Genomic DNA, 13,333 nt, shown 5'->3' on the forward strand with positions numbered 1-13,333 from the left:
CAATTGGTTAGTATGCAAACTTGATTATCAGTACTTTATTTAGCTATTCTGTTCAGGTTCTGTCGCAGAATCTCCTTCGTTGATCGTTTCTTTTTTGAACTTTTCCGTCAAAAAAAGTAACTTTCCTATCTACGAGCATTCTTACCAAATCTGACGCACCCATGGCGGTATTTAAGCTAAAAATTAATAACCGTGACTACCAGACGGAAGCCGACCCGGATACCCCCCTGCTGTGGATACTACGGGATCATTTAGGACTGGTGGGTACTAAATTCGGCTGCGGTATGGCCCAATGCGGAGCCTGTACCGTTCACGTCAATGGCGAAGCTACTCGCTCCTGCGTACTGCCGGTTTCAACGGTATCGCAGGCAAAAATCACGACGATTGAGGGGCTTTCCGAAAAAGGCGACCATCCCGTTCAGCAGGCCTGGAACGAAGTCGATGTACCGCAGTGCGGATACTGTCAGGCGGGACAAATCATGACGGCGGCGGCATTTCTCAAGAAAAATACCAAGCCTACGCTGCCCGAAATCGAAGCGGCCATGTCGGGCAATCTTTGCCGCTGTGGCACGTACCACCGCATTCGTGAAGCCGTACAGCGAGCCGCCACGAAGAAAAAGTAGCTCCCCTGCTCTAAGCCCTAACCACTCATGACTTCCAACAGACGTACGTTTCTAAAATTGGCGGCTTCCGCAGGCGGAGGCTTATTTCTGGGTTTTCACTGGACAGACAGTGAAGCCGCCCCCCGCTCCGACGGCACCTTCAATAGCTATCTGGCTATTTCGCCCAACGGTACCATCACCATTCAATCGCCCAACCCCGAGGTTGGGCAGAACATTAAAACGGCATTTCCGATGCTGGTAGCAGAGGACCTCGACGCGGACTGGAAACGCGTCATGATTGTTCAGGCTCCTTTGAATACAACCGCCTTTGAGCGGCAGGTGGCGGGTGGCAGTGGCTCCATTCGGCACTCCTACCAACGTCTGCGAAAAGCCGGAGCTACGGCTCGTCAGATGCTGATGCAGGCCGCGGCCAAACGCTGGCAGGTACCCGTTCAGGATTGTACAACTGACAAGGGATTTGTCCTGCACGCGGGTAAAAAACTCAGCTACGGCGAGCTGGCTACCGAAGCCTCCGCCCTGCCCATTCCCACCGATGTGGTATTAAAAGACCGGAAGGACTTTAAACTGATTGGACAGTCCGTGGCCAATACGGATAATCCCGCGATCGTGACGGGGAAACCGCTGTTTGGACTTGACTTTTACCGGGAAGGGATGCTGTTCGCCATGATTCAGCGGCCTACGGCTTTCGGACTAAAGGTAAAGTCCGTCGATGTCGAAGCAGCCAAAGCCATGCCGGGCATTGTCGATGTGGTTACCTTTAAAAACAATGTGGCTATCGTAGGGAAATCCACCTGGCAGGTGCAAAAAGCCCGCGAAGTCGTGAAGATCACCTACGAAAAAGAAGCCGATCTGGAAAGTACGGCCGATCACAACCGGCTCTTGCAGGAAATGCTCGACAGTTCCAAAGCGACGGTTCGACGCAAAGACGGCGACGTAGATACGGCCTTTCAACAGGCGGCTAAAGTTATAAAAGCCGAGTATCAGTGCCCCTTCCTGCCCCATAATCCGATGGAGCCGATGAACTTTTTCGCTCACGTTCGGCCTGATGGTGTTGAACTCGTGGGACCGACTCAAACTCCGGAGATCGCCCGTACGGAAACGGCCAAATTACTCAACATCAGTCCCGACCGGGTCAGCGTAACCATGACCCGCATGGGTGGTGGTTTTGGTCGCCGGTTGAAAGCTGATTACGTGCTCGAAGCCGCCGAGCTTTCGAGCTTGATTAAGGCTCCGGTAAAAGTAATCTGGACGCGGGAAGATGACATGGGCGGCGGCAGTTACCGGCCTTGTGTTCGGTATCGGTTTGAAGCGGCTCTCGATGCTCAGAACAACCTGATTGGCTATAAATTACGCGGTGTAGGCTTCAATGTCGGCAACTCCACAAGGGAAGACAATTTTCCATCGGGTGCCGTCCCGAACCTGCTGATTGATTCAGTTGACCGCAAATCCGCCATTACAACGGGCCCTTGGCGGGCTCCGATTACCAATTTCCTGGCCTTTGCGGAACAGTCTTTCCTCGATGAAGTCGCCCAGGCGGCAGGTAAAGACCCCGTTGCCTTTCGGTTAGCTTTATTGGATCAGGCTAAAGCCAAACCCGCCGGAGCCATCAAATACGACATTGACCGTATGAAGGCGGTCATCCAGCTAGCGGCCCAGAAAGCGGGCTGGGGCCAGAAGAAAAACCAGGGTTTCAGCGTCTATTTTTCGCATAACTCGTACGTGGCCCAGGTAACGGAAGTCAGCGTAAAAAAAGGTATCCCGGTAGTCAGCAAAATTCACGCCGCGGTTGATTGTGGCCTGGTGGTAAACCCCAGCGGTGCCCGCCAGCAAGTGGTGGGTAGTATTGTGGATGGTTTGGGCCATGCGATGTACGGCAACCTGAGCTTCAAAGAGGGCGTACCTGAACAGAAAAATTTCAATAGCTTCCGGCTGATTCGTCTTTCCGAAATTCCGGAAGTAGACGTTCACTTTGTCGACAACGGGATTGACCCTACGGGTCTAGGCGAACCCGCCTTACCTCCCACGGGTGGAAGTGTAGCCAATGCCCTGTTTAAAGTAACGGGTAAGCGACTGCGAAACCAACCGTTTAGTGCAGAATATAAAGAGTTATTGTAGTTAAGCAGGAGTGCCTTCTAATGCATTGCCCCCAAGTCGTCAGATGTTACTTGGGGGCCTTTTTTATAGGATACGGTCTCTTAACTTATTTATCCAGTATTACATTTCGCATTCCTTCACACACCTTTTTTAATCGCTGATAGGCGGCTGGCTTATTGGACGATTTGTCCATTTCGATCGCAAGTTGACCCGCAGAGGCTTCCACATGGAAGGTCGTTTGATCGGGTAGCGTCGTCGTTTGATTGATGTCTACCTGGGAAGTCCATGCCTCTGGTCCCAAAGCATCCGTCAGGTATTCCTGCAGGGCAGCGGTCCGGGACTTATCATAATGGGCTGAAAAAGTATACGCTTCTTCATTGTCTTTGACCTTAATGGTCGTATCTGAAGAAGAACTACAGGCCACACTCCAAAGTCCTGCGGCTAAAATCATTCCACTTACAAACGTTTTCATAGCTAGATTTTCATTAGATTGTATTGCAAGGTACTTGGTATTCATCAATTCTCCAATACCTACGCTGCTTCCATTTGCAACTTGCTTTCCTAGGCCCCTAATCCTTTAAATCGTAGTAGCATTTATTTTTCAAGCTTCGGACTATTGGTGCCTACCGATGACTCGCTGGAATGAGCCTTTTAGTATTCCTCGCCATACCTATTCTCCTTACTTAAAAACATCTGCTATTATGGAATTCATGCCTGAAAAGCCCGAATTTGCTGAGAAAGATACTGTGCACAGTATGCTGGCTAAGGTGATGGCTCAGAATCGTTTGATTTTGGATCTCTTGCGGCGACCTTTATCTACTGAAGATAAAAACGAACTTACCAGTCGAGAGCGGTATTATTTTCTTTCGTATATGATCTACCTGATGGAAAATAATCAGGTCAGTTATTCAGCTGATGATTTAGTACGTTACAAAGATGAATTTCAGCAGTTGAAAGCTCGTTTGAACGAGTAATAAACATCTATCGGGTAGACTAGCACCACTAGTTAAGCTAGTTTACCCGATAGGTGTTTTGCTACTTTTAAAAGTAGTATATCTCGCAATTATCCCCTCACTACTACTCTAAGCAAATCGAATAAAGTCATTAATCTCATGCATTAGCTAAGGATTTATATATTTAATTTTATCAATTTTAAATTATACTTATTCGCTATAATCTATTTTTACGCAATAGTTATGTTTATGGAAGCTATATAACCTACCTCTGTATACGCATAAAATTATTTGTGTCAATGTTTTGTAATATAACTACTATAGTATTTGTAGTATTACTACTACAAATAAAGCCTTTCTCCGGGCCAATCTAAAATCATAATTAACATTAACATACTATCTATCAAATATTTACAATAACACCATACTAGAATTAAGGAATTAGTTATCATCCATGTATCATTCTGATAATTCATCAATAATTTCATTAACTAAGTACCTATCCTTAATTTTTTTCATTTTTGATTTTTTTATTATTCGGTTATGTATTTAGTTTGCACCGCATTAGACAAGACAACCCGCCAAGTTGTATTTGCTCAATGTACTATTTCTCTTCCGCCCTTAGATAAAATCTATTGTACCTATCAACCGCCGATTAGGTAATACTATTGAATACGCTAAACTAGAGTATTCGCAGGTATTATTTTCCGCTATTTGTTTAATTTCCAACGGACAACCGCTACTTGTCTCCAAGCTCTATTAATTCATAATCTATTTATTTTAAGCTTGCCGTTATCGGCTAGGTATATTCCTATTTTCTGTCGCCCATTTACGAAATCTTTTTAAGGTTTCGGTACAATTCTATTGTCTATTTTAACAGTATTCAACCATGAAAAATATTGTATCTATTGTTGCACTTTTATTCATTCATTCGTTAGTATTTGCTCAGACAGCCCCTCCTACTTCCAGTATTCGCGGTAGCGTTTGGGAGGAAAATGGCACCCCCAACAATACCAAAGAAAGTGGTGAACCCGCTCTGAATGGTATTTTGGTTGAACTTCGCGACCCTGATTCGTTCGAGTTGATCAGTTCAACCATTACTGACGCGTCGGGTAATTTTGTACTGCCTAGTTATCCTGGAAACTACGTGATTTCCTATGTCTACCCGACGCAAGGGTATACGGATAGTATTGATGCCAGCCAGACCGTAACGGTTCCGGCTAGTGGATCAGTAAGTGTTCCTGGCATTGGTCTGAAACCCGTTATAAATACCCTGACTTACTGTACGGGTAAGCCCACAACCGTTACGAGTTGGTCGGAAACCTTCCAGCTCCCGAAGTATAATGCTTCGTTGGGTAAACTCAATACCGTTTATATGTACGCGATGGAATCAGCGTACCATGCGAATATCAATATTGAAAATACGGGCAGTGCGGATAACTACAAATTGTCCGTAGGCGGATCAATTCTGATGGATCTACCGGCCGTTGTGGGTGATATTGAGCTTTTAACGAGCGTTAAGTTCTCCGGATCATTAGCCAACTTCGACGGAAAAGTTGATTACGCAGGGCCTTCCGGGGTCTCGTATTACTACAAATTTGCCAGTACGACCAGTGAAAAGAGATACACGTCTACGGCTCAGAAAAACACCTTTACGGGTTCGGGGAATTTAGCCATTCCTACCACTGTAGAAAGCTCTACGACCATTTCAGGAGCCGGTAACTTGGAGACGGTCGTTTCGACGGAAGTTGGAGCAGGAGTTTGCGTTACGTATGAATACACTCCAACGAGTTTGCCCGTATCGTTGGTAGCATTTACCGTAAAACCCGAAGGCTCACACGCGGCCCGTCTGCAATGGAGTACGGCCGCTGAGCGAAACAATGCCTTCTTCGAAGTGCAGCATTCAACGAATGGCAAATCGTTTGAAACCGTGAATAGTGTTATTGGAAAAGGTACAACGCAAGTGCGGCAGGAATACGCATTCACTCATGAAAACCTGAATCCCCAACTACTTCACTACTATCGATTGAAGCAGGTTGACCAGGATGGATCATTTACGTATAGTCCTATTCGTTCACTACAGTTAGCCGACTATAAAGGTATTTTGCTACAGGTTGCCTCCAATCCTGTAGTAGATGGAAACGTAAAGGTACTCATTGATTATTCGGACGAGAATTTGAAGAAATCTACCTCGGTGCAGTTGTATTCCTTACAGGGTAAGGTTATCGCGAGTCAACAACTAGAGTTAGTAAATGGACGAAATGAAGTTCATTTTCCCGTACACGGCGTCGCTCCAGGTTTGTACCTTGTGTCTTTGAAAAATGACTCACTGGGTTCTGCTAAAACGTTTAAAGTAATGATTCAGCGGTAAGGTTTACGCTACCTCATCGATAAATCCGTAACGAAAGACATTCCATCTTTGGTTACGGATTTATTGCCTTTAGTACTCGGGATCCGACCAGATGGATTGATTATTTCTGCCTCTGTAGATGATATAGAAATTCCAAAGCCGCTGCATCGGGTAAGGGACGAGTCTGTACCTGATCACCCAGGTCCATGATGGACTTGCTTCGGTTTTCGTAGACAGGCCAGGTCGGTAGGCCTTTGCCATTCGGATTTCCGGTCTTGATAAAATTTAGCCAGTACCCAGACATGATCCGAGCCAGTTCGTGATCCACCTGCTGCCAGGGACGATCAATGAATTTCAGGTTATCGTAGGCATACGCCACTTCCCCCGTATGAAAGGCTCCGTACTTGGCATACTCCCCCGTACCCGGCACTTTTCGAGTAAACCGATAGACGTACACAGGCTGACCTTGTTGACTTTGCAGTTGAGCCCAGGCATAGTTTTGAATCCCAAACATGAGATCTCGCGAAAGATTGTATTGAGACGTTACCGCCTGTTCTTCGGTAGGGGCCGGGTAAAAAGCCAACAGCGAAGCCGCCTCTGAACCATACTGTTGCTGTAGGTAGAGTCGGTACGCATCGGCCGTTTTCAGTGGACTTTGCAATAAACCTTCTTCCTGATTCCAGCCGGTCAGCAGAACGACGGGGTTCTGCTGACCCGCGGCAAAGAGCTGAGCAACCGTTTCGGGCAGTATGTATCCATCAACAATGGGTCCTCGCACTGCGGTTGCCATTCGCTGAATGTCAGTAGCTGGTTTCCTGCGAAGCTCAGCCAGTGAGGCAGCTCCCAAGGTATGCATCGCGTGGACACCACTTTCCTCGGCGGTTTTCAAATTGGCGAGGGGTCGTGCAAAACTGGCTCCGCTTTCGGCAATGGCTTTACGAAAAAGATGACGAGCCTCCGGACTAGCGACTAAACTATTCACACTCATCGAACCCGCCGATTGACCGGCGATGGTTACGTTCGTAGGATCCCCCCCAAAGGCGGCAATGTTTTTCTGAACCCAACGCAACGCGGCAATCTGATCCATGAGACCATAATTCCCGGAAGCATGATGACCAGATTCCTGCGTAAGCTCGGGATGAGCAAAGAAACCAAAGGGTCCTACCCGGTAATTAAAACTAACGAACACAATCCCTTTTGCCGCCATAGCGGTGCCATCGTAAATGGGTACGGCACTTCCTCCGCCCGAGAAACCACCCCCGTAAATCCAGACGAGTACGGGTCGTTTTTCGTCTTTACGAGCCGTCGTCCAGACGTTCAGGTACAGACAATCTTCACTAATGGGTTCTTTCGGGATTAGAAATTCCTGACTCCACATACTAAACGGAGCGGGCAAAGGCTGCATGGGGCTGGGTCCGAAAGTGGTACAGGTTCGAACGCCTTTCCAGGGTAGCACCGGTTGAGGAGCTTTCCAGCGAAGATTACCTACGGGTGGAGCCGCAAAAGGAATGCCTTTATAACTACGAACGTTTCCCTGACGGGTGCCCGTAATGCGTCCTCCTTCTACGCGGAGCGTTTGGGCGGTACTCGTCGAGACGAGTCCAACGATTCCCCAAACGATGCAGCAGGTGTAACGTATCCATTTTTTCATACTCGGCATTAAGGTACTGCTACCCGATTAGCGGTAAGAATTTTGCTGAAAAACAATACTTGATACGATAAGGCATTTTCCCAGTAAGTCCAGGTATGAGCACCGGGCCGCTCCGTATAATCGTGGGGCGTCTGGTTTTCGACCAAACGACGGTGCAAATCGCGATTCGTTTCAACGAGAAAATCATCTACGCCGATGTCCAGAATCAACGGCAACTGATTGCTCTTGAGGCGGTCGGCCAGGGTTACTAATGTATAACCGGGATAAGGGGTTGGGCCGGGCTTGGGCGGTCCCAGCAATCGGGCAAAGTTGCTAGCCCGCGACCGGGCAAAGCTCGAATCTACTTTCCACTGAGCGGTATTAATATCCATCACCCCACTCATACTACCCGCCGCCGCGTACAATTCAGGATGGCGGCAGGATAGGTACAGGGCTCCATGACCACCCATGGAAAGTCCCGCAATAACACGACCCTTTCCCGAGCGAACGGTACGATAGCTGCGATCAATTTTCTCGATAAGTTCCTGAGTTATGAAAGTTTCGAACTGGCTTTCCTTTCGTAAGGGACTATCAAAATAGTAACTGGTCGGATCGCCGTCGGGTGTAACGATAATCAAATTATACTGATTGGAAAGTCGGTGCAGTAAGGTACGATCAGGCGTTTTGGTCAGCCAGTCCCGAAAGCTACCCGACCCGCCATGCAACAGGTACAATACGGGAAAGGCCTGTTTACTTTTCTTGTACCGATCGGGTAAAACCACTGCCGCCCGCAGGGTGCGGTTCATCCGGGTACTAGCAATCTCCAGCGTATCAACGTGAGCAGCCCGGCCTGAAAATGCGGTGAGCGTAAACAGTATAAGGAAAAAAAGGGTTTTGATCATAGTAAAGGTAGAGAGGTGATGAAATGGGCGTCAAACAAACGCTAGTGATACGAAGCTACTACTAATAAAAGCGGTGCGAGCAAGTATACCCAAGTTATTGTTCGGTAACCTAGTGCTTTTTTAGCCTGAGTTTATACGTTTTAATCATAAGTACACAGATTAACCAAAGACTCGCCATCTTTACTTAGCTTACTCAGTATTCTGAGTAAGCACGATGTTATTGCCGCCACATACATTGATCCGTTTGCAGAAACTAGTGCATTTTCTGTGCCGTAATCCCTTATTGGGAAGCGGTTTGAGAATGGATTGTTTTTGCCTATTATTCCATGAATTATTACATACGCTTACTTGTAGTTCAAGATAATAACCCGGATTTAGAAAAAATTCGGAATTTTCTCAGCGGAATCTACGCAACACCAGAAATACAACGGTGTAAAACCATTTCCGAAGCGGCTGATTTTTTACAAACTTCCGAAGCGGCTCGCTTGGAGGTGGTGCTCTTAGACAGTGCCGTAGCCGGTTCTAATCTGGCGGAATCCATTACTGCATTGGTATCGCTTTGTCCCCGGCTTCCCCTCATCGTTCTGGCCGATGATCCAGCCTTTGGCCTCAGTACCCGATTCATTGAGCTAGGGTTTTCAGATTATCTGCTCAAAAGCGAATGGTCGGCCTTCTCTTTGCAAAAGAGCATTCTGTACTGCATCGAACGCTGTAAGCTAAAAGCCTCCTTACGCGAGTCCGAAAAACGATACAGTACGCTATTTCAGTCAAGCCCCGAACCCATGTGGGTGTATGACATGGAAACCCTCCATTTCGTTGATGTGAATGAAGCCGCTGTAAAACATTACGGATACGATAAGGCCGAGTTTCTCCGCATGTCCATACGGGAAATCAGACCCAGTGAGGATATGCCCTTACTAGAAGAAGCCATGAAAAGATCGCGGGTTTCGGAGGAGGGTTCCCACCAAGGCATGTTTCGGCACCGGAAGAAAAACGGAGAAATTATCTTTGTTTTCATTCAAAGCAAAGTTATTGTACTCAATGGCCGTCCATCAAAGCTCATTCTGGCCCACGATATTACCCAGCACGTCCAGTACGATAGAGCCATAAAAGCCCAAAATCAGAAGCTAAAAGAAATTGCCTGGATTCAGTGTCACGTCGTCCGAACCCCCATTGCTCGCCTGATGGGTTTGGTCGATGCGTTGGAGGAAGAAAATATGGAAGAAATGCTCCGAACCGAGTTATTGGCTCACATTCGTGCTTCGGCTCATGAGCTAGACACGATTGTACGAGAAATCGCTCATAAAGCACAACAGGTCAACGTCACCTTGCCTTACGACTTATGAAAGTACTTATCGTAGATGATGATTTTATCATGCTTAAGCTCCACCAGCTTCGGGTCATCAATGCGGGATTATCCCTAAAGCCGCAACTTTTTTACAATGGTAGGGAAGCTTTGAATTTTTTACTGGCAGCTGAAGAAACCGACGAACAATACCTCATTTTATTGGACTTAAACATGCCCATTATGAGTGGTTGGCAGTTTCTGGAAGCCTTACAGCAACAGGCCCTGCGTAGTACCATCCGGGTAGTGATTATTACTTCATCCGTAGATCCAGCGGATCGGCAACGAGCGAAGGATTATCCACAGGTAGCGGGGTATCTGGAAAAACCCCTTAACCGTCAGGGACTGGATCTCTTGGCTTCGGTTTTTTAAATTCTCAGAATTCATACACTTACGTCAGCCATAACCTACGTACCGTCTTCATAAATTTTTCTAAGCTTGGATGCATACGATTGCCTGTACCTATTACAGAAAATGTACGCCAGCCTTTTGGTAGGCTTCAAAGAACGGATCCGTTGGGTCGCGTTCAGTAATAATGTGAGATACTTCCGAAAGGCGACATACCGCAAAAGGATCCTGCGTGCCAAGCTTACTGGCATCTGAAAGGGCTACTACCTGAATTGAAGCAGCGGTCATGGTTTGTTTCAGTTCGGCTTCGGGTTGGTTGGTAGCCGTAATTCCCGCCTGAAGATCAATCGAACAAACGCCCATGAAAAACAAGTCCGCCCGAAATTGTTCGGCGGTTTTTACGGCGGCTAGTCCAGTCAAAATTTCACGTTCCTTGTCGTACTTCCCGCCGAGTATGTGGGTTTCAATGTTCGCGTACAAAGCTAATAAGGGAATCAAAGCCGTATTATTCGTGATGACACGAAGTTCAAGGTACGCCGGTAACAGGGAAACGAGCGTATACACCGAAGTACCACTATCCATGAATACCGTCATTCCGTTTCGTAACAGTCGTACTGCTTTCAGGGCCATCCGTTCTTTGTCCTCATTCAAGTAACCGATTCGATCTTTGAACGTCAACGGATGAGCGGAACGAGGCATGGCTCCCCCGCGAATTTTAGCGAGAAGTCCCAGTTTCGCCAGTTCATCAATATCCCGACGAATGGTATCTTCTGAAACGTTCAGCTCCAGACTCAGGTGGGTGAAGGCCACCGTTTTTTCCTTTTCAAGCTGAGCCAGAATATGCGAAAAGCGTAGTTCTTTTTTCATAACGGTCAAGGCAGACGATAACTTACTTCCAGACGATTTTGCTCCGGATCGTGACTTTCAAATTCGTAATAGCCGTCCCCCGTTACTCGCGGTCCGCGTAAGATCGGAAAACCCGCCTGAGCCAATTGCCTAGCTTTGCTTTCGACTGCCTCGCGACTTTCTACTTCAAATGCTAAGTGGATCAATCCTAAGTGTTGTTGCTGAAGGGTGTCATTCCGGTTTTCCGGAATGTCCGATTTATAGAGCAATTCCAGCCGGGCTCCAGACTCGAAACGCAGAAAATAACTTTCTAGTCCCGTGGTAGTATTGTGATACTTGGCGTTGGACTCTCCGGAAAAGAAGGTTTCATAAAAGGCCCGCATGGCTTCCAAATTACGAGTCCAAATGGCTACGTGTTCTAATTTCATCGTTGACGATTAATGAAAGGTTCGATACGAAAGACTCACCAGTAGTAATAACGCGGCAATGCCCGCAAAGGCGATGGGTAAGGAAGTCAGCTCAGCTACCAGACCAATCAATGCCGGACCGGCCAACTGCCCCGCGTACCCAATAGTGGTGACGATAGGAAGAGCCTGAGCGGCCGAAGTATTCGGTAACTGTCCCGAAGCACTGAAAAAGATAGGGACAATATTGGCCGCTCCCAGTCCCACGAGTGTAAAGCCTACCAAGGAAAGTTCATACCAAGGGCTCAGGATTACCAGTCCAAAACCCGCACTCGCCAGTAAAGCTCCACCCTTGACCAGCGTTTGAGCCTTCAGCTTCTGCGTAAGACCATCGCCCACTAGTCGCAGAATGGTCATGGCTACGGAAAAAGCCGCGTATCCAAGTCCCAGCAGGGCGGGATCGACGTGATGAACGTCACGTAAGAAGACACCACTCCAGTCCAGAATGGAACCCTCCGCCAAAAACGCAATGAAACACATCAGTCCTAAAAACAAGACCGGACCACTCGGCCAGCTTAAGCCAGCAGAGGATTCATTACGTACTTCTTCCATCGCAGGTAACAAAGCTTTATACTGCGTGAAGAGAAGGATAACCAAACTCAGTGACACCAGACTAGCGGCCAGCAATGGACTTAAGGGGACTTTCAATAAACCCGCCATCACTAAGGGTCCTAAAATTCCGCCGAGGCTATATAGACCGTGGAAGGAAGACATGATGGGTTTCTGTAACTGCTTTTCTACACTGAGGGCCTGTACATTCATCGCCACATCCACCGTAGCCATGCTGGCTCCGAAAAAGAACAGAGCGGCTCCCATAGCCATCGGATGAGCCAGTACCACCAGAGTCGGTAGCAATAGAGCCATTAGTAAGCCCGCTACCAGAATTACATTCCGGCTTCCGTAGCGGTGTAAGAAAATGCTGCTTAGGGGAAGCATGATCAAAGCTCCCGCCCCTAGCGAAAGTAGCAAAAGCCCCAATTGAGCTTCATTTAGAGCTAATCGTTCTTTAGCGAAGGGTACCAACGGAGCCCAGGTGGCGATGCCGAGACCGCATACCAGAAAAATGAACAGGGTAGCTCTGCGGGCTTTCTTTACGTGCATAGCATAAATATTTTTGCAACATTATGCAAAAATGCACATTTATGCAAATACTTATTTTTAAAATGAATAGGTGTGACCAGTTGTCCTTTCTAATACAAGTTGTCTAGAAACAAAAGGAGACGGAGTTCGCTCCGTCTCTTTTGCATAGAATCAAGGTGCTGAAAAGGAATAGCCTAAAGAATTACGATTTTACGAGCATATACACCCGAGTGGTCCTGAATGCGTAATACGTAGGTACCCGGCACGAGCAACTGCGTAGGATTGACGCGTAACTCCTGCGAAGTCGGTGAAATTTGTACGGGTACACTCACGCCCTGTAAGGTTTGCAACTGCAGTTGCGTAGTTTCGTCTTGAACACGTACGCTAAAGGACTCTCCGCGATTGGGATTGGGGTATACGGAAAACAAACGGTTTTCGGGTGAATCGATAATTACCGAAACACTACGGAAGACCTGACTACGACCATCCGTATCCATTTGTCTGAGGCGGTAGTAGTTCACACCATAAGTTGCCTGCTCGTCGACAAACGTGTAGGCCTGGGCTTGTTTGGATTGACCCTTGGCTGCTACGGTACGAATGCCCTCGAAGCTTTTACCATCGCGACTTTTTTCAACAATGAAATAAGCACTGTTTACTTCCTGAGCCGTACCCCAACTCAGTACCGCCTGTTGCTGGTT

The 13,333-nt window shown here is 47.5% G+C and carries 13 protein-coding genes; 6 read left to right on the plus strand and 7 right to left on the minus strand.

The features are described 5' to 3' along the window. Positions 1 to 161: 161 nt before the first annotated feature. Together ACOJTG_RS16405 and ACOJTG_RS16410 are read left to right on the plus strand one after the other, a co-directional pair. On the plus strand, positions 162 to 623 hold the full coding sequence (locus ACOJTG_RS16405; protein ID WP_420154816.1) for a (2Fe-2S)-binding protein: 462 nt from the start codon (positions 162 to 164) through the stop codon (positions 621 to 623). 27 nt (positions 624 to 650) lie between these two features. Continuing rightward, a complete protein-coding gene (locus ACOJTG_RS16410; RefSeq protein ID WP_420154817.1) occupies positions 651 to 2,738 on the plus strand; it encodes a molybdopterin cofactor-binding domain-containing protein in 2,088 nt (695 codons plus the stop codon). Positions 2,739 to 2,823: 85 nt separating this feature from the next. On the opposite strand, the gene ACOJTG_RS16415 is transcribed toward ACOJTG_RS16410, so the two are convergent. Beyond that, the gene (locus tag ACOJTG_RS16415; protein WP_420154818.1) at positions 2,824 to 3,189 is read right to left on the minus strand and encodes a hypothetical protein; all 366 of its coding nucleotides are present in this window, start codon (positions 3,187 to 3,189) and stop codon (positions 2,824 to 2,826) included. Between the two features lie 229 nt (positions 3,190 to 3,418). Between ACOJTG_RS16415 and ACOJTG_RS16420 the strand changes: the two genes are divergently transcribed. Beyond that, positions 3,419 to 3,691 (plus strand): hypothetical protein, encoded by a 273-nt coding sequence (locus ACOJTG_RS16420; RefSeq protein WP_420154819.1) that lies wholly within the window; start codon positions 3,419 to 3,421, stop codon positions 3,689 to 3,691. A gap of 868 nt (positions 3,692 to 4,559) precedes the next feature. Continuing rightward, a complete protein-coding gene (locus tag ACOJTG_RS16425; protein ID WP_420154820.1) occupies positions 4,560 to 6,041 on the plus strand; it encodes a choice-of-anchor E domain-containing protein in 1,482 nt (493 codons plus the stop codon). 100 nt (positions 6,042 to 6,141) lie between these two features. Here ACOJTG_RS16425 and ACOJTG_RS16430 read toward each other — a convergent pair whose 3' ends face one another. Then, positions 6,142 to 7,671, minus strand: coding sequence for a carboxylesterase/lipase family protein (locus tag ACOJTG_RS16430; protein ID WP_420154821.1), 1,530 nt, complete (start codon positions 7,669 to 7,671; stop codon positions 6,142 to 6,144). Between the two features lie 8 nt (positions 7,672 to 7,679). Continuing rightward, on the minus strand, positions 7,680 to 8,552 hold the full coding sequence (locus ACOJTG_RS16435; RefSeq protein WP_420154822.1) for an alpha/beta hydrolase: 873 nt from the start codon (positions 8,550 to 8,552) through the stop codon (positions 7,680 to 7,682). Between the two features lie 326 nt (positions 8,553 to 8,878). On the opposite strand from ACOJTG_RS16435, the gene ACOJTG_RS16440 reads away from it, so the two are divergent. Both ACOJTG_RS16440 and ACOJTG_RS16445 read left to right on the plus strand, forming a co-directional pair. Beyond that, positions 8,879 to 9,898 (plus strand): PAS domain S-box protein, encoded by a 1,020-nt coding sequence (locus ACOJTG_RS16440; protein WP_420154823.1) that lies wholly within the window; start codon positions 8,879 to 8,881, stop codon positions 9,896 to 9,898. After that, positions 9,895 to 10,269: a response regulator gene (locus ACOJTG_RS16445; RefSeq protein ID WP_420154824.1), complete on the plus strand. Its 375-nt coding sequence runs from the start codon at positions 9,895 to 9,897 to the stop codon at positions 10,267 to 10,269. The genes ACOJTG_RS16440 and ACOJTG_RS16445 overlap by 4 nt, the downstream gene beginning before the upstream one ends. A gap of 93 nt (positions 10,270 to 10,362) precedes the next feature. Here ACOJTG_RS16445 and ACOJTG_RS16450 read toward each other — a convergent pair whose 3' ends face one another. The 4 genes from ACOJTG_RS16450 to ACOJTG_RS16465 form a co-directional block, all read right to left on the minus strand. Continuing rightward, complete coding sequence (locus tag ACOJTG_RS16450) at positions 10,363 to 11,112, minus strand: DeoR/GlpR family DNA-binding transcription regulator (RefSeq protein WP_420154825.1); 750 nt, start codon at positions 11,110 to 11,112, stop codon at positions 10,363 to 10,365. Between the two features lie 5 nt (positions 11,113 to 11,117). After that, entirely contained in the window at positions 11,118 to 11,519 is a 402-nt protein-coding gene (locus tag ACOJTG_RS16455) for a VOC family protein (protein WP_420154826.1), read from the minus strand. A gap of 9 nt (positions 11,520 to 11,528) precedes the next feature. After that, positions 11,529 to 12,656 (minus strand): MFS transporter, encoded by a 1,128-nt coding sequence (locus ACOJTG_RS16460; protein ID WP_420154827.1) that lies wholly within the window; start codon positions 12,654 to 12,656, stop codon positions 11,529 to 11,531. Positions 12,657 to 12,829: 173 nt separating this feature from the next. Next, positions 12,830 to 13,333 (minus strand): T9SS type A sorting domain-containing protein (locus tag ACOJTG_RS16465; RefSeq protein WP_420154828.1); only part of this gene is annotated, 504 nt, incomplete at its 5' end.

The sequence above is a fragment of the Siphonobacter sp. genome (genome assembly GCF_048595215.1).
In the GTDB taxonomy this organism is placed as follows: Bacteria; Bacteroidota; Bacteroidia; order Cytophagales; family Spirosomataceae; genus Siphonobacter.